Source organism: Stieleria sedimenti, assembly GCF_025060895.1.
In the GTDB taxonomy this organism is placed as follows: Bacteria; Planctomycetota; Planctomycetia; order Pirellulales; family Pirellulaceae; genus Stieleria; species Stieleria sedimenti.
Genome location: NZ_JANZKV010000097.1, coordinates 1 through 17,951, shown reverse-complemented (window position 1 = coordinate 17,951; position 17,951 = coordinate 1). Strand labels below are relative to the sequence as shown.

At 58.6% G+C, this 17,951-nt stretch carries 8 protein-coding genes and 1 pseudogene; 7 read left to right on the top strand and 2 right to left on the bottom strand.

Annotated features, from left to right (window positions below; all coding sequences use genetic code 11):
• The first annotated feature begins 138 nt into the window (after nt 1-138).
• From NZK35_RS13795 to NZK35_RS13785, 3 genes are all read left to right on the top strand, one after another.
• Entirely contained in the window at nt 139-3,156 is a 3,018-nt protein-coding gene (locus NZK35_RS13795; RefSeq protein ID WP_259633118.1) for a tetratricopeptide repeat protein, read from the top strand.
• Nucleotides 3,157-3,909: 753 nt separating this feature from the next.
• Nucleotides 3,910-6,894 (top strand): DUF1592 domain-containing protein, encoded by a 2,985-nt coding sequence (locus NZK35_RS13790; RefSeq protein WP_259633117.1) that lies wholly within the window; start codon nt 3,910-3,912, stop codon nt 6,892-6,894.
• Between the two features lie 100 nt (nt 6,895-6,994).
• Nucleotides 6,995-8,365: a DUF1552 domain-containing protein gene (locus NZK35_RS13785; protein WP_259633116.1), complete on the top strand. Its 1,371-nt coding sequence runs from the start codon at nt 6,995-6,997 to the stop codon at nt 8,363-8,365.
• Between the two features lie 110 nt (nt 8,366-8,475).
• Here NZK35_RS13785 and NZK35_RS13780 read toward each other — a convergent pair whose 3' ends face one another.
• Together NZK35_RS13780 and NZK35_RS13775 are read right to left on the bottom strand one after the other, a co-directional pair.
• Nucleotides 8,476-9,456, bottom strand: a complete 981-nt coding sequence (locus tag NZK35_RS13780) for an alpha-E domain-containing protein (RefSeq protein ID WP_259633115.1) — start codon at nt 9,454-9,456, stop codon at nt 8,476-8,478.
• Nucleotides 9,450-10,937, bottom strand: a complete 1,488-nt coding sequence (locus NZK35_RS13775) for a circularly permuted type 2 ATP-grasp protein (RefSeq protein WP_259633114.1) — start codon at nt 10,935-10,937, stop codon at nt 9,450-9,452. Before NZK35_RS13775 ends, NZK35_RS13780 begins: the two co-directional genes overlap by 7 nt.
• Before the next feature lie 644 nt (nt 10,938-11,581).
• Between NZK35_RS13775 and NZK35_RS13770 the strand changes: the two genes are divergently transcribed.
• From NZK35_RS13770 to NZK35_RS13755, 4 genes and pseudogenes are all read left to right on the top strand, one after another.
• Nucleotides 11,582-12,157, top strand: coding sequence for a sigma-70 family RNA polymerase sigma factor (locus NZK35_RS13770; RefSeq protein WP_259633113.1), 576 nt, complete (start codon nt 11,582-11,584; stop codon nt 12,155-12,157).
• 1 nt (nt 12,158) lies between these two features.
• Nucleotides 12,159-13,832, top strand: coding sequence for a LamG-like jellyroll fold domain-containing protein (locus NZK35_RS13765; protein ID WP_259633112.1), 1,674 nt, complete (start codon nt 12,159-12,161; stop codon nt 13,830-13,832).
• Between the two features lie 97 nt (nt 13,833-13,929).
• Nucleotides 13,930-15,000: pseudogene (locus tag NZK35_RS13760) on the top strand (sulfatase); the annotation flags it as partial.
• Between the two features lie 49 nt (nt 15,001-15,049).
• The gene (locus tag NZK35_RS13755) at nt 15,050-17,917 is read left to right on the top strand and encodes a PSD1 and planctomycete cytochrome C domain-containing protein (protein ID WP_259633111.1); all 2,868 of its coding nucleotides are present in this window, start codon (nt 15,050-15,052) and stop codon (nt 17,915-17,917) included.
• The last annotated feature ends 34 nt before the right edge of the window (nt 17,918-17,951 follow it).

Genomic DNA, 17,951 nt, shown 5'->3' with positions numbered 1-17,951 from the left:
TAACTTAGCGGGATTGGGCTTTAGCCGCCCACTTTCGCTGCGTCGCAGCGACCAGGTATCGCCTAAAGGCTACACACCAACGGTAGCTGAATTCATTTTAGTTTTACCTACCCGATTTTCCGCGGCACCTTGATGCCCATGAATGACACTCGGCAAGTCGTCTTCCTGCTCATTGCGACCATGTTCGCGTTCACCGCGTGCGACCGCTCGACGGTTGAACCGACCGATCCATCGCCACGCGATCCGATCGTCGACCGCGAAGCCGAAACGCAAGCCGAGGTTCAGCCCCCGGCGCCCGTTGAAAAACCCTTCAACCGTGACCAAACGATCGATGCCGCTTTGGCGTTGATCCAAGCGGGCAAGACCGACGCGGCTGCGGCCGAGTATCGCAAGGTGCTGATGGCCGACCCCAACGACGCGGAGGTTTTGTTTCGATTGGCTCGATTGCATGCCGATCGCGGAAATCTTGCCGACGCAGTCGAATACCTGGACTCGATCCCCGTGACTCATCCGGAAGCGGGCCTACCGTCGCTGGGACAGGCGGCCGATTGGTACATGCAGCTGGAACGGTACGATGAGGCGGAATCGAGGTATCAGAAGGTACTCGAGTTGGCCGGCGATGTTCCCATCGCCCACCGACAACTCGCGTATCTATACAACCGCCAGGGGCGGCGACACGAAGCGGCGGATCATTTGCGGGCGCTGTGTCGCCTGGGCAATATTCAAGAAGACGAATTGCATGCCTTGATGGTGCTGGGGCACGCGATCTTTGACGACCCCAACAAGCCTCCGCCGCGTCCCCGTCCCAACTACCCGATCGGTCCGGCGGCCACCGCGCGGATGCTGTTCACCGCCAGCCGAAACGTCGAAGCGGTCGAAGCACTCGATGAAACGGTGCGCGCGGGCAAGGCCGTTCCTTCGATCGTCGCCTTTTACGGTTTGCTCGCAATCGAAGCCCAGGACAACGAACGTTTTCAGTGGTGGCTGACCCAAACCGATCAGCCGGTTCAAGCGTTCGCCGAGTATTGGGCCGCGATCGGTGGCTATCTGGTTTCGGAAAGGCGATTTGAGGAAGCGGTCCGAGCACTCGGCGAAGCGTTGGCGCGCGATCCCACCAATGTCGGTGCGATGCGGCGGATCAATCAGGCGTTGACGGCGCTCGGCCAGACCGAGAAAGCCGAACGTTGGGTGAAGCGATACGACACCATCAGGGATGTCGTCTCGGCCAGTAACGCGATCGGAAAAACGGAGACGCCCGAATCGGTGCCGATCGACAACTACGCCACCATCGCCGACGGTTTGGATCAGCTGCATCGTCCGCTGGAAGCGATGACGTGGCGGATCTTCGGGGCCTTTCATCGCAAGGCGCCTCGTGAAGAGATCGAGTCGCTGAACGAGCGCCGCGCGGCCCTGTTTCGTTCGCCGGATGCCTTCGCAAGCCGCCAAGAACGCGTCTGCGGGCTCGACCTGGCCGAGTACCCGTTGCCGAAGTTGGAGATCCCCGCCGCGATCGATGTTTCGCCACCACAAACGGCTCCATCGACCGATGACTTTCCCGTCCCGGCGTTTGAAAACATCGCCGAGTCGGTGGGGCTCAACCACACGTACTTCGTTGCCAGTGAGCCACAACCGTTTCGATTCGCGCTCTACCAATCTCTCGGTGGCGGCATCGCTGTGCTGGACTACGACCTGGACGGTGCCGTCGATCTTTATCTGGCCCAAGGCGGTGCCGATGTGCCGACGATGGTGGGTGAACGATCGAACCAGTTGTATCGCGGCGTTGACGGAAAACTGGTCGACCGGACGCAGTCCGCCGCAGTGACCGACACCCGCTACTCGGTCGGCCTGGGCAGCGGAGATTGGAACCAGGACGGGTTCGCCGATCTTGTCGTTGCCAACATCGGCAATAAGGTGTTGCTGATCAACAATGGCGATGGCACGTTCCGGCGCCAGGTCTTTGACGAAGACCCCGAGCATCAAGTTTTGACCAGTTCGGTAGCATTGGGGGACATCACCGGCGATGCGTTACCGGATCTGTATGCGTTGCACTATGTCGAAGATCCGACGATGGTGAACCGTCCGGAGATGAATGAAAAGGGCGAGATCCTGACCATCTCGCCGGCGTCCTTTCAACCGGGGATCGATTCCATTGCGGTCAACGACGGCCGCGGCGGCATGTTGCATCAACGGGTCAGCGACTCTCAAGGCGACGCCAGCACGGGCCTGGGCGTGGTGATCGCCGACTGGGACGGTCGACCCGGCAACGACATCTTTGTCGGCAACGATATTCGCGCCAACCAATTGTGGACGCGGTCACCCGACGAGGACCGATGGATCGATGTCGCGGCGGTCCGCGGTTGCGCGTTGGGCATCGGCGGAGTCGAAACTGCGTCGATGGGAATTGCCGTCGCCGACTTCGATGGCAACGGGATGCGGGACATTCACATCACCAACTTTTATCTGGAACCGGTCAGCCTGTTCATGAATCAAGGCGGCGTGTTCGAAGACCGATGCGTGCAGTATCGACTGCACCGCGACAGTTCCGACGTGCTGGGATTCGGTTGCCAAGCGCTCGACTACGACCTCGATGGGCGTCCCGATTTGGCGGTCACCAACGGCAATATCGAAAAAGCTCCGGGTGAACCGTTGGAGCAGTCGCCGCAATTCTTCGTCAACCTCGGCCGCCAATTTCGCCTTTCCCCCGTCGACGATGCCTCGGACTACTGGACCGGAAAATACCTCGGCCGCGGTCTGGCCCGTTTGGATTTTAATGCCGATGGTCGGCAGGACATGCTGATCTCGCACATCGGATCGCCGTCGGCGCTGCTGATCAATCGCACCGCAACCTCCAACCATTGGTTGACGTTCCAACTGGTGGGTACCGAATCGGAACGTGATGCCATCGGCGCGCAGGTGGAAGTGCATCAGGGGCAGCGAACGTTGACCAACTGGATCGTCGGCGGAGATGGATACCTGTGCCACAACGAATCCACCGTGTCATTCGGGTTGGGCGAGTCCAGCGATGACGTGAAAGTGATCGTCAGCTGGCCGAGTGGAACGCGGCAAGTGTTCGAGAAAATCGCGGTCGATCAACGACTGTTGCTGGTCGAAGGCCAAAACAAACCGATCGCCCAGCGGGTGCCACCCGGCCGCTAGTGCTTCGTCAACTTTTAAACTTGGGGTGCCGCGGAAAAGGGGTCAGGTGCCAAAAATGCGAAGCACCCTGCGGGCCATTTGGTTTTTGGCACCTGACCCCTTTTCCGCTCGACAAACGCAACCCGAAAATTAAATCTGGACGAAGCACTAGTGCTCTGGCCACAGTCAATGTTGGGGTTTTGACCGGGCTAACGATCGAGAATGATACCCACGGATAGCAGCGCGAACCCACGGATGAGAGGGTGTAATAATCCGTGGGTTCGCGCTGCTATCCGTGGGCTCAGTGGGCATTTCATCGCCCCGCAAGTTACAGCCTGCCCCCCTTTTCCGCGGCACCCTAAATCTAAAAGTTGACAGAGCACTTGTGCTTCGGTCTCGATACTGCGTACGTAACCCTCCCTGGCAGGGAGGGTATCTACACATCTTTTGCATGTCAGATCTGTTCTGAGTGAATGGCTTCGGCCAACGGCCGTTTCCATCCATAGCCTTGGGCATCGCCCAAGGTCCGCTGTTTTGGGAATCTTCGGCGTTCGCCGTCACGTTTGGATCCCGAATTCGAGAGGCGAGGGTTACAATGGAGTCGCAACGACTGGAAGCCCCGAGTTCGATGTGATCGGCTGTTTGTCGTGGATCCGGGTGGCCACCAACCCGAAACATGATGCAGCAAATCGGTCGCAGTCGCCCACACCGACGTCGGGCTTCCGTGTTGTCCCCGCCTGATTTGCCCCCCGCCTGCATTTACCCAGACCGTCGATGCGTTTGTTGTTTTTTGTCACTCTGTTGGTGTGTTCTGTTCCACTCGTTTCGGGTGCGGACGATCTGGAGGGAACGTTTGACGATACGGTTCGACCGTTTCTGAAGACTTATTGCGTGTCCTGTCACAACGCGGACGATACCGAAGGGGATTTGGACCTGGATTCGGATCGTGATGTCACATCGGTCGTGACCCATTTCAGGAAGTGGATGGTCGTAATGGACCGTCTGCAGGCGGGCGACATGCCGCCCGAAGACGCCGAGGCGCATCCCACACCGGAGGCTCGCAAGCGTGTCGTCGGGTGGATCGCGGGGGTGCGACAAAACGAGGCGAAACGCCGGGCGGGCGATCCCGGGATCGTCTTGGCTCGCCGACTGAGCAACGCCGAATACAACTACACGATCCGAGACCTGACCGGATTTGACTTGCAACCGGCCAAGGCGTTTCCGATCGATCCGGCCAACCAGGAGGGGTTCGACAACTCGGGCGAATCACTCGCCATGTCACCTTCGTTGCTGAAAAAGTATCTCGAAGCGGCGCGTCACGTTTCCGAACATCTGGTGCTGACACCGACGGGGATCGATTTCGCACCCCACCCGGTGATCACCGAAACGGACCGCGACAAGTACTGTGTCAATCGGATCATCGATTTCTATCGGCGGCAACGTTTGCAGTACGTCGATTTCTTCTACGCCCTCTGGCAATATCAACTGCAACACACAGCCGGTGATCCCGAAACACGTTCGCTGCACGAATTTGCGTCCAGCCAAGGGCTGAGTCCTCGGTACATGGAAACACTGTGGGAGATCTTGAACGTCGACGCAGCGCCCGACCAAGTCGCGGACGTTGGTCCCTTGGCGGCGCTGCGGATCATGTGGCAACGGTTGCCAAGCGGCAACACGCCGGACGATGTCGCTCAAGCCAAGCGTCAATGCCAGCGCATGGAGAACTTCGTCGCGACGCTACGCGAGCGATTGGTTCCCGAGGTCGAAAACCTGACGACGCCCGAGGTCCACAAGGGTTCGCAGCCGTTGGTGCTGTGGAAGAATCGCCAATTCGTCACCAACCGCCGCCGTTACGCCGGAGGGATCTCTGACGTCGGCGATCTGGGGGCGTTGCTGGAATTGAAGCCGGGTTCGGCCGAGGCAAGTGCGATGGACGTGCCGGAAGACGAGAACCGATTGCAAGTGTTCGAGCAGACACTGGAAACGTTCTGCTCGGTCTTTCCCGATACCTTCCTCGTTTCCGAGCGGGCGCGTGTCTACTTGGACCCCAAGGAAGAGAAGGGACGCACGGGACGATTCTTGAGCGCCGGATTCCACAGCCAGATGGGATACTTCCGTGACGACGGCCCGCTGTACGAGTTGATTTTGAGCGATGAAGAGCGGAACGAGCTGGATCGTTTGTGGTTAGAACTCGATTTCGTGACGTCGGCGCCGATGCGTCAGTACGCCGGGTTCATCTGGTTCGATCGCACCGATTCTCGTTTCATGCGTGATTCGCAATTCGACCGATTCCGCGCCGAAGACAAAGATTGCACGTCGGAGGCCAAAGTCCGGGCGCTGGCGGAAGCCTATTTAGCCAAAGCGGAACGTGTCGGCGGCAATCCCAAAGCACTCGAAGCGATCTCGTTCTACTTTGAGGACATGTCGCGAACGTTCCGTCGTTTGGAACGTTTGAAGCGAGAATCGGAATCGGTTCAGTTGGATGCCGTCGTCGGGTTCGCCGAGCGGGCGTATCGTCGTCCGCTGACCGATACACAGCGACAGAGCATCCGATCGTTTTATCAGCACCTGCGCGAGTCAGACGGGTTGGAGCACGAGGATGCGATTCGGGACAGCGTTGTGGCGGTCTTGATGTCACCCAACTTTTGTTATCGCTTGGATCTGCCGCAGCAGCGTGTCGCCGATGCGGCGCATCAAGACGTCGAGCCGCTGGATGATTTTGCGCTGGCCAGCCGGTTGAGCTACTTTCTGTGGGCCAGCATGCCCGACCAGCAGCTTCGTGACTTGGCAGCGTCGGGCCGGTTGCATCAACGCGAGGTGCTGGTGTCGCAAGTGGTCCGCATGCTTGGCGACCGGCGAGCCCAGGGCTTTGTCAACGAGTTTGTGGGCAGTTGGTTGGGCTTTCGTCAATTCCAGCAACACAACGGCGTCGATCGCAATCGTTTCCCGCAATTCACCGACGAGTTGCGTCAATCGATGTACGAAGAACCGATTCGATTGTTCAATGAGATTGTGCGCACTGACGGCTCGATTCTGGATCTGTTGTACGCCGATTACACCTTCGTCGATCGCGCGCTCGCCGAACACTACCAGATTCCCGCCGACCAGTTGGACGAACAACACGACGGCTGGGCCAAGGTGGACGGCGTCGATCGGTATGGCCGTGGCGGGTTGATGCCGATGGCTGTCTTTCTGACCAAGAATTCACCCGGATTGCGAACCAGTCCGGTGCAACGCGGCAATTGGTTGGTCAAGTACGTGCTCGGGGAACACATCCCGGCCCCGCCCGCTGCGGTGCCCGAGTTGCCAAGTGACGAGTCTCAGTTGGGCGAGTTGACGTTGCGGGAGGCTCTGCAGCGGCACCGGGCCGATCCGAGCTGCGCGGCCTGCCACGACAAAATTGATTCGTTCGGACTGGTGTTTGAACAATACGGGCCGATCGGCGAGCGGCGTGAAACCGATTTCGGCGGTCGTGAGGTGGATAGTCATGTTCGGTTCCCCGACGAGAGTGAGGGGACGGGGATCGCAGGTCTGCGGGACTACATTCGTCGATCCCGGCAATCCGATTTTGTCGAGAATGTTTGCCGCAAACTTCTCGCCTATGCACTCGGGCGTTCGTTAGAGTTGTCTGATGAGACGGCGATCGATCAGATGACCGCCTCGCTTGCGTCCGACGGGTATCGATTGCAACATGCGATTGAGAGGATCGTCACCAGCCCGGCGTTCTTGAACAAACGTGTGAAAGCAGATTTCAATTAAGTGGGATAGGCTTCCAGGCTCGAGATCTCAGCAGTGACGAGCCTGGAACCCGATCCCCAGTTATGATCCGACAGCTTCTTCGACAACCACCGTCACTTCGATGAAAACACCCATCACCTCCACCGCTCGTTCTGCTGACCGTTCCGCATCCTCAAGCGGCGTATCGCGCCGCACGGTCCTGCGCGGCGTCGGCGTGTCGATGGCACTTCCGTGGATGGAATCGATTCCGGTCTGGGGCGCCGAGACTGTCGTCGGCGAGGATCCGGTTGCACCGCCGAAACGATTTGCCGCGTTGTTCATGGGGTGCGGCATCAATCGCAAGCATTGGTGGGCCAAGGGCGACGGCAAAGAGATGGAGTTGGGCAAGAGTCTGGCGCCGATGGAGCCGTTGAAGGAGAAGATGAACTTCATCACCGGGCTGTTCAACGAGAATGCGACGTCGGTCGGCATTCACCCCGGCCAGACCGGCAACATTCTTTCCGGGGCGTCCCTGCAGAAGGGTTCGGAGCTTCGTGGCGACATCAGCATGGACCAGGTGCTGGCCAATCATTTCCAAGAGGAAACCGTCGTCCCCAGTCTGGTGCTCGGTTGCGAACAGCCCGTGACGGGGTATCACGAAACGAATTTTTCGATGGCCTACAGTTCGCACATCTCGTGGCAGAACAAGACGTCGCCGGTGCCGATGGAGGTTTACCCATCGTTGGCCTTTGACAGTTTGTTCGACAACCGGGGCAGCCGTCGCGACGAGAGCATTTTGGACCGCGTCGGTGAAGAGGCGGCGTCGTTGAGCCGGCGGGTCAGCAAGAGTGACCAGGTCAAGCTAGATGAATACTTGAGCAGCGTTCGAGAGGTGGAAAAACGAGCCGCATCGATGAGAGCCGCTCGTGAGAAGGCACGGCAACGGGCCAACGATCACGGCAAGCCACTGGCCACGATGCAGCGGCCTGACGACGGCTTGCCCGAGGACATTCGCGAGCACATGCGGTTGATGTGCGACATCGTCGCGATCGGGTTCCAGAGCGACAAATCACGTGTCGCGTCGCTGCTGCTCAATCGCGATTTGTCGGGACTGTTTTACCCTTTCCTGAATGTCGAGAGCACGCACCACTCGGCCTCGCACAACGATCTGTCCGACGAGTACGAACGAATTTCACGGTACTACTGTAGCCAATATGCTTACTTGGCCGAACGGTTGAACGCGATGCCCGAAGCCGACGGCACGGTGCTGGACCATTCGTGTCTGCTGTTCATTTCCAGCATGTGGTCGGGCAATGCCCACGATTCCAGCAAGGTCCCGGTGCTGTTGACCGGTGGCTTGGGCGGCACACTCGAAACCGGACGCGTGCTGGATTTCATCGGCCAGGACGATCAAGATCGAAAGCTGTGCAGCATGTACTTGTCGATCATGGATCGGATGGGCGTTCAGCTGGACCGTTTCGGCGACGCCGACAAACGACTGGCCCGTCTGTAACCCGCGTGGCGTAAGCTTCCAGCTTGCGTCATCGGCCCGCTTGCGGGCGCGTCCAGCCTGCGTCATTGTCCCGCTTGCGGGCGTTTCCAGCTTGCGTGAACCGCAGGGACTTACGTCATCACCGAAGCGTCCGGCGATGCGTTCAATCGGTCCACGGAGAAAAAGTCTTCATGGATTTCCTGGCCAATCGTATTGAGCTGGCGTTGGAACTGGTCGATGTATTCGTGCAGCCCGTCCTGCAGGATGTCATCGATGACGGCGTAATCGAGACTCGAACAGAGGCGTCCGAGCAGTTGTTCGGAGTGGTAGCAGTAGGAGTTCAGCTCGCTGCCGGTAATCACCCGCATCGAATCGCGCGCCCGCATGGCGGCGAAATGCATCGCTCTGGGGAACTTGCGATCCAACATCAGAAATTCGGCGACGCGTTGCGGCACAATCTTGCCTCGCAATCGGCGATACGATTCCAGGGCGCTGGCTGAACGCAACAGTGCCGACCAACGCACGACGTCCAGCGAGGAACCGACGTTCCCGCCGTCGGGCAACAGGTTGTAATACTGTACGTCCAGCAGACGTGATGTTTTGTCACCGCGTTCGATCATCCTGCCCAAACGTGAGAAGTGCCAGGCTTCGTCATGCGACATGGTGGCGTCCATCGCGCCGACCAGCAAATGGCTGGTCAAGCGAACCTGTTCACAGAACGCTTGCGGTTGCTCCAGTGTCTTGGGCGAGTGCCCGGCGGCTTGGACCAACAGGTGAAACGTGTTGAGTTGCTCCCAAACCACACTCGAAATCACTTCGCGAATGGTCCGTGCATTCTCGCGAGCCCTGGCGACGCAACTGATCATCGAATTGCCGTTTTCTTCGTCAAAGGACAAAAACTGCAACACGTTTTCGCGTGTGGGGCTGTCGTATCGTTTGACGAATTCGTTCTGGTCCGCGGTGGTTTCCAAGAGCGGTGTCCACTGCTTGCTCAGCGATTCGGTTTTGCCGAGGGTCAGGTTGTAATTGACGTCGATGAATCGTGCGATGTTTTCTGCCCGCTCGACGTATCGGCTGAGCCAATATACGGTTTCCGCGACGCGACTTAGCATGATGACGACTCCTTCGTGTTCGGGACAGATATTGGCTGAGCCGTTGCGCCGTTGCGCAACACCCACGTGTCTTTGCTGCCGCCACCCTGCGACGAGTTGACGATCATCGAACCCTTTTTCAGAGCGACCCGCGTCAGTCCGCCGGGCATCACGTAGACGTCTTTGCCGCACAAGACGAACGGTCGAAGGTCGACATGACGGGGTTTCAATTCGTCGCCGACCAGGGTGGGGACGGTCGACAGATTCAGCATCGGTTGTGCGATCCAATCACGTGGATTCTTCTGGATCGCTTCGGCACACTCGGCCCGTTCGTTGGCCGAGGCGTGTGGGCCCATCAAAATGCCGTAGCCACCCGACTCATTGGTCGGTTTGACGACCAATTGATCCAGGTGGGACAGGACATGTTCACGTTGTTTGTCATCGTCGCACAGGAACGTCGGCACGTTCGGCAAGATCGGGTCTTCGCCAAAGTAGTAACGAATGATGTCCGGCACGTACGCATACACCGCCTTGTCGTCGGCAACGCCGGTTCCCGGTGCATTGGCCAAGGACACACGGCCGGCACGATAAACGTCCATCAGATGCTTGACTCCCAAACACGAATCGGCGCGGAAGTGGGCGGGGTCCAAGAAATCGTCGTCGATGCGGCGGTAGATCACATCGACTCTTCTGAGCCCGCGTGTCGTGATCATGTGGACGAATCCGTCCTTGACAATTAAATCCGAACCGTGGACGAGTTCGATTCCCATTTGCTGGGCCAGAAAGGAATGTTCAAAGTAGGCCGAATTGTGAACACCCGGTGTCAGTAACACCGCGACCGGATCCGATACACCCGTTGGGGCACAGTCCAGAAGTGTTTTCAGCAACTGCTCCGGATACTCTTCGATCGCTTCGACCGACATCCCCTCAAAGACGTGCGCGAAGGTTCGTTTCATGAGTTCGCGGTTTTCAAGCACGTACGAAACGCCCGAGGGGCAACGCATGTTGTCTTCCAGCACATACAGTTGACCATCGGCGTCACGAATCAAATCCACGCCAGTGATGTGGCACCACACACGTTGTGCCGGCTGAAGACCGACGCACTGTTTGCGAAGCGTCTTGGACGACGCAATCAACGATTCCGGGACGGCTTTGTCTTTGATGATTTTTTGATCGTTGTAGATATCGTCGACAAACTGATTGAGCGCCCGAATCCGCTGTTCCAGCCCCTTCGCGATCATTGACCATTCCTCCGCGTCGATGATTCGAGGAAGCAGGTCAAATGGCCAGACCTTTTCGGTGCCGGCTTGATGGCTATACACGTTGAACGTGATGCCCATGTTTTGCAGATTCAGTTCCGCCGATTTCTGTCGCTCTTGCAGGTTCCCTTCGGCCAGGGCTTCCAGTCGCCGAACAAAACGTTCGCCGCTGGCCCTGGGTCTGCCGTCGGGAGCGAACATCTCGTCAAATCCACCATCCATCTCATAGGGTAAAAGCAGCATCGCCCGTTCTCTGAAGTGATTGAGACACACCGATTGTCATTTCAAGAACGCTGGATCCGCCCATCGCAGCGACGACGCAATCGCCGTCATCGAGTGATGTCAGCTGCGTCGTGCCAGTTTCCACCGGCCGAGGGTTTCCCGTCGGCACATGGCGCGCCACCGAGCCACATGATTCGTCACCGAGGACCAACGCTCCACTAAAGCGTGCTTAACGGCGGCGTCTTGAGTCGCATCGTCGTCGTCGCCGGTCCACGCAACGGTTCAGAAGTCCAGAAAAGAAGGCAGAAAAGGCCAGCTGCGACTTCCGCTGCGCTGTCGCAGAGCGCGGCGTGGGGAACGTGCAACGGTCCCTTCCAACACGAGTGCGAATTCGCACGGCATGGTCCCGTTCTGTTCCAGGGTAGGGTCGTGTCCCCAGAATCGCTTGAGACGGTTGACGCCTTTTCCGCGGCCCATCTCAAAGCAAGCGGACGGCTCGCGCCGTTCCGCTACACGATGGGAGTTCATTGCTCGCGGCCTGCCGCTAAAACATGGTTTCCGGCGTCGCCAAACGCGTTTTTTGACAAATCGGCACAGGTCGCGCGGTAATTTTGGGGGATGATGGAATATCAACGGTGAACCACCTTCCGTGAAACAAACGCTCCATGGATCCAAACGCGAAACCTGATTTTGAGACCGCCGCAGGCCGCGAAGCGCGTTACGGCGAGTTCGTCAGTTTGCTGGCCCGGCATGACCAGTCGATTCGTCGATTCGTGCGTTCGTTGTTGCCGTCCAACCAGGGCGTCGACGACGTGATGCAGGAGACGGCGCTGGAGTGTTGGAAGAAATACGAATCCTTCACGCCCGAGAACGCCGAGGACGCGGTCGACGAATTCATTCGCTGGGCCTGCGTGATCGCCCGCTACAAAGTGCTCAGCTGGCAGCGAGACAATTCCCGGGACCGACTCATGTTTCGCGAGAGTGTGATTGAGCGATTGGCACAGGACGCGATGCAGGATTTGGAACAGCGCGATCGGGAACGTAAAGCGATCGAGACGTGTCTGGGACAATTGGACGCCGACCAACGCCGGCTCGTGTTGAGCGTTCACTCGCCGGGCGAGTCGATTACCAAAATCGCACAAGAGACCGGCGTCAAAACGCGTCGGTTGTACAGCAAAGTCAACGCGCTTCGCAAACGGCTTCTGGACTGTGTTCAGGGCCGACTCGTGGAGGAGCTGTAAGATGGACGACACGATTCGAAACCTGATTTTCCAAGCCATCGACCAAACCATTTCGGCGGACGATTTCGACGTGCTGCAGGACGCGATCGAGCGGCGTGAAGACGTTCGAGCGGAGTATTTGCGGTCGATCAATCTGTGTGAATCAATCGGCGAAATCGCAACCGAGTCCGCCGGCGACCTGCACGGCGACCTGCACGGGGGACCACCCAAACGAAACGCCGCGCCGGCCAGTGTGCTCGACGACGCCACGCAGTGGACGTGGCAACGCTTGGCGATCGCGGCAGCCGTTCTTGCACTGGTCGGCGGCGCCGCGTACTGGTTCGGACAAAGCAACGATGGTGGCGATCTCCAACGTGGCGAGATCGTACAAGTCGTATCGGACGAACCGGAGGAGGCATTGATTGCCGGCCATGCCACGTTGCGGAGTGCCGTGGATTTGCGCTGGTCAAACGGCTCGCTTGCGTTCCGCGAAGGCGATGTGTTGCCTAACGGTGTCTTGCAGTTTGACGAGGGGATTGCGGAAATCGATTTCTTTTGCGGTGCGACTTTGATCGTGGAAGGACCCGCGGCGCTCGACGTCGAATCGGATTGGTCGGTGCGCGTGATCAAGGGGCGGTTGCGGGCCAGTGTTCCGCCGGCGGCGCGTGGTTTTATCGTCACGGCGGCCGAGTCGGAGATCATCGACTTGGGCACCGAATTCGCAGTGGAAGTCGGCGATGACGAAGCACGCGTCGAGGTGATCGACGGCGAAGTGAAACTGCGCGGTGGCCGACACGACGGCGATCATCTGGTCACCGGAGAGCGAGAATGGTTGAAGGGTTCGCAGTCGCGCCCGGACGCTTTCAAGGGACTCAGTACACTCAGCGATGTGCAACGTCGACGTGAAGACGCTCAAACACAACAATTCGAAGGGTGGAAAACGTACTCGCGGCAGTTGAGGACCGACGACCGGCTGATCGCGTATTACCCGATCGCGGAATCGGACGCCGAACGCGTCATTCCGAACCGCGCTTCGTCGGGTCCAGAACGCGACGGCATCTTGGTCGGCCCCGTAACGCGAGCCGACGGTCGATTTGGTGCCGCATCAACCGCGTTGGAATTCGACCGACCGGGATCGCGGGTGCGGACTCGGATCGATGGTGAGTTCAACGCGTTCACGTTCGCCTGCTGGGTCCGAATTGACAGTTTAGAGCATCGTTACAATTCGCTGTTCATGGGCGACGGCTATGAGAACGGTGAACCGCATTGGCAAATTCGCGACGACGGTCGGCTGATGTTTTCGGTGATGGTCGATGACACGCCCGGGTCGGGACTCGGCCCCGCGGAAGATTCCAGGTTACACCGGGTCTATTTCACCGAGCCGATTTGGGATGTGTCCAAGAGCGGCAAGTGGCTGCACCTCGCCGCGGTCTATGACCCGGTCGCTCGACAAGTCAACCAATTCGTCGACGGCAAACCGATCAGCGGCGAACCGATCAGGGATCTGTTCCATGTCAAAACGCTGCGTATCGGGACGGCCGAAATCGGAAACTGGGGACAGCCGCTGCGAAATTCACCTTGGTTCGCCGTCCGTAACTTGAACGGTGCGATCGATGAACTGGCAATTTTTGACGCCGCACTCACCCCCGACGAAATTCAGTCGCTTTACGAACAAGGCAAGCCGCTCGGGTATTAGGCACTGTCGGATTCAACACGACAGTCGACTTCAATCGTTCTCAGATCAAACAGAATTGATGCAGCACATCTATTACAGAATCGCGTTTTCCGTTGGGATGCTCGCCACGTTCGCGGCACTGAGCCATGCCGGGGATCAAGACCGTCCGAACGTCCTGTTCATCGCCATCGATGATCTGCGTCCGGAACTGGGATGTTACGGATCCGAGATCGCGGTGTCGCCGAATCTGGATGCGCTGGCCGAAGACGGTTTGCTGTTCAATCGGGCCTATTGCCAACAGGCGATCTGTCGGCCTTCGCGGGCGAGCCTGATGACCGGTGCTCGACCGGAGACGACCGGGTTGTTTCACAACTATGTTTCGTTGCGTGAGCTTCAGCCCGACATCGTCACGTTGCCCCAGCACTTCATCGCACACGGCTATGAAACCGCCTACTGTGGAAAAATCTTTCATCAGGGCGATACCGACGAAGAAAACTCTTGGAGTCGAAGCCCGGTCAAATGGATCAAGGGGATCGAAAAGCCGGTCGGTGGCTACGCGCTGGCGGAAAACAACAAGATCAAGAGTGACAACATGAAGGAGATGTTGGCCAAGTACGGCGAAGCCGCACGCCGTGGTTTGGGCAGCGGACCGGCGTACGAGAACGCCGACGTCCCCGATACCGCCTACGGTGACGGGTACAACACCCGGCTAGCGATCGAGACCATGAAACAGATGGCCAAGGCGGACAAGCCGTTCTTCCTGGGGCTCGGGTTCAAAAAACCCCACCTGAACTGGACCGCGCCCAAGCGATACTGGGACCTGTACGATCCCGAAAAAATTCCGATGGCAACCCACCGTGATGCGCCCGAGGGCGGTGCCGCGATGGGGCTTCACGCGTCCTTCGAATTGCGAACCCGTGCGGGAATTCCCAAGATCGGGCCGTTGGATCCAGAGTTGGCGCGAACACTCAAGCACGCGTACTTGGCATGCGTCAGTTACGTCGATGCCCAAGTCGGATTGATGGTCCGTGCCCTGGAAGATGCCGGGGTGCGCGACAACACCATCATCATCGTATGGGGCGACCACGGCTGGCATCTCGGGGACATGGGCGTCTGGGGCAAAGCGACCAACTACGAAATTGCGACCCGCGTGCCGTTGATGATTTGGACGCCGGTTGGAAAGCCGCGCTGTAGTTGAGCGACACAGACCAAGATTGGATATGATCTAGGAACCCTCCATGCCAATGTCAGATTGGAAGTCAGCCATCATGATTCGACGTTTTCTGCTCCTGTTTTGCCTGTTGGCACCGCAAACGTTGCCTGCCGAAGAGATCGATTTCGAGGAACAGATCCTGCCGATTCTCGAAGAACGTTGCTTGTATTGCCACGGCGAAGATGAGCAAGAATCGGGGCTGCGGCTGGATTTGCGTGCCCGCATGCTTCGCGGCGGCGATTCAGGCTTGTCGGCCGTCGTGCCCGGCAAGCCCGAAAAGAGCTACCTGGTCGAAGTGATCAATCATGTCGATGAGGACATGGCGATGCCGCCGGACGATGACAAGCTGCCGGCTGAAGAAATTGAGTTGTTGACGCGTTGGATCAAAGCGGGCGCCGTCGTCCCGGGACAAATGGACGACGTGGTCAGCGAAAAAATCGATCACTGGGCATTCAAACGCGTCGTCCGACCCGCGATTCCCCAAAGTGGCGTCAGCTTCCAGCTTGCGAATCCTGAGCGTGGCGTAAGCTTCCAGCTTGCGAATCCGCCACAACGTGGCGGCCGCAGCCAGCTTGCGAATCCGCCCACGCCCATCGACGCCTTCCTGTTGAAACAACTCGCCGAACAGGAACTTTCGTATTCACCACCGGCCGATCCCCGTTCGCTGATCCGACGCGTCTCGATCGTGTTGACGGGGATCGCCCCGACGCCGGAACAGACGAACGAATTCGTCGGTGCATCGGCAATCGATGCCGAGCGGGCGTATTCAACGTTGGTCGATCGGCTACTGCAATCGCCGCATTTCGGTGAGCGTTGGGCCCAGCATTGGCTGGACGTGATTCGATGGGCGGAAACCAATGGATCCGAAGCCAATTTGTATCGGAAGAACGCGTGGATCTATCGCGATTATGTGGTCCGTTCGTTCAATGAAGACAAGCCCTACAACGTGTTCGTGCAGGAGCAAATCGCCGGCGATTCGATGGGTGCCGGCGAGGCGACCGGTTTTCTGGTCGCCGGTCCGCACGTACCCGCGGCGACGGTGGGTCGCGAACCGACGGCGATTCGCCAAGCCCGCGCGGATCGGATGGACGAGATCATGCAAACCGTCGGTGCCTCGGTGATGGGCGTCACGATCGGATGCGCTCGGTGTCACAACCACAAGTTCGATCCGATCACGATCAAAGATTACTATTCGATGACGGGCGTGTTTCAAGACGTCGAATTCGGCAGTCGTCACCCCGAATTCGCCCCCGATCACCCCCGCCGCAAACGCGGCCAAGAGATCTGGAAAGAGATCGCCAAGCAGCGCGCGGTGTTGCGGCCGATCGGCGGTTGGGAAGAGGATTGGGGGGCGTTTCGTGAAATGCACTTCAACCCCGTCACGACCAAAGCAATCCGTGTCCGATTCAAGATGGGAAACGTCGGCTTGGATGAGCTGGAAGTGTTCGGCCCCGACACCGATGGTGAAAACCTCGCCCACAAACGCCGCGGCACCAAGGTTTCCGGATTCCCCGCAGACGGTGTGGAAGGCCGCAATCCGATTCAACGCGTCAACGACGGCGAATACGGCACGATGGCTTGGCGGGCAAAGAAGGACAAGGGTTCCGACGAGCAGCCCTACGTGCAGTTCGATTTTGAACAGCCCGAAAAGATCAGTCGGCTTCGGCTGAGCAGCAACCGCGAGTACTTCTACGACACCGATTATCTGGACAAGAAACCGTACCTGCCGCGATACGAATACGACGTCGATGTGCTCCAGAGTGACGGGACCTGGCAGCCTTGGGTTGGGACTTGGTTCGTCAACACTCAATTGGACAAAAAACATCCCGAACGCAAAGCGGCGCTCCAGGAGATCCAAAATCAAATCGAAACCTTGGCCGAAGAAGGGCCGCGTCCAAGCTTCGTCGGCCGATTCGTCCGCCCCGAAGTGACCCGCGTGCTGCTTCGTGGCAGCCCCGAAAACCCGCGCGACGAAGTCGACCCGGCGGGGCCGGCCATCTTTGATGGCGACTTGGGGCTGACACAGGAAGCGCCCGGCCCCCAACGGCGGGCCGAGTTCGCCAAATGGATCAGCAGCGAAGAAAACCCGTTGACCGCACGGGTGATGGTCAACCGACTTTGGCACCACGTTTTCGGCAGCGGCATTGTTCCAACGACCAGCGACTTCGGTAAAGCGGGCGCCGCACCGACGCATCCGGAACTGTTGGATTGGTTGGCTGCGGAGTTCGTTCAGCCGACGGTCTCGGGCAACGAAGCTTGGTCCATCAAATCGATGATCCGCCAAATGGTGATGTCGGCGGCCTTCCGTCAGTCGAGTGCGCCGCGGCCAGAGGGCATCGCCAAGGACGCCGGTTCGGCGCTGTTGTGGCGGTTTCCGCCCAAACGCGTGGAGGCGGAAGTGATTCGCGATTCGATCCTGCAGGCGTCGGGATCACTGGATCGAACCGTCGGCGGTCGCAGCTACCGAATTCACAACGAAAAGAAAACCTATGCACAGTGGGAAGTCGTCAAAAACTACGGTCCGGAAACGTGGCGCCGCATGCTGTACCAAGAACGCATGCGTCGCGTCGACGACCAGATGTTCACCGCGTTTGACTTTCCCGATTGCGGTCAGGTGCGTGCCAAACGTCCCGTCTCGACGACTCCCTTGCAAGCGTTGAATTTGATGAACAGCGACTTTGTGATCCACCAATCCGAGTTGATTGCCGAGCGTGCGAAGGAAGAATCTGGTGGGGAGTTGAAAGCGGCGATCAGCCGCTGCTTTGAATTGTTGTTGTCACGCCAGCCAGAGACGGACGAACTGGATGCCTGCTTGGGCATTGCCCGACAAACGAGTCTGTCGCTCGTCTGCCGAACCCTGTTGAACACGAACGAATTTGCATTTTTGCCATGAATCCCCCACACACTTGTTGGTGTCCAGGCTTTAG

Bases quoted from the DNA above. Each gene is read 5' to 3' on its own strand.
- NZK35_RS13795 (WP_259633118.1), top strand. From the start codon at position 139: ATGAATGACACTCGGCAAGTCGTCTTCCTGCTCATTGCGACCATGTTC.
- NZK35_RS13770 (WP_259633113.1), top strand. From the start codon at position 11,582: ATGGATCCAAACGCGAAACCTGATTTTGAGACCGCCGCAGGCCGCGAA.
- NZK35_RS13785 (WP_259633116.1), top strand. From the start codon at position 6,995: ATGAAAACACCCATCACCTCCACCGCTCGTTCTGCTGACCGTTCCGCA.
- NZK35_RS13790 (WP_259633117.1), top strand. From the start codon at position 3,910: ATGCGTTTGTTGTTTTTTGTCACTCTGTTGGTGTGTTCTGTTCCACTC.
- NZK35_RS13765 (WP_259633112.1), top strand. From the start codon at position 12,159: ATGGACGACACGATTCGAAACCTGATTTTCCAAGCCATCGACCAAACC.
- NZK35_RS13755 (WP_259633111.1), top strand. From the start codon at position 15,050: ATGCCAATGTCAGATTGGAAGTCAGCCATCATGATTCGACGTTTTCTG.
- NZK35_RS13780 (WP_259633115.1), bottom strand. From the start codon at position 9,456: ATGCTAAGTCGCGTCGCGGAAACCGTATATTGGCTCAGCCGATACGTC.
- NZK35_RS13775 (WP_259633114.1), bottom strand. From the start codon at position 10,937: ATGCTGCTTTTACCCTATGAGATGGATGGTGGATTTGACGAGATGTTC.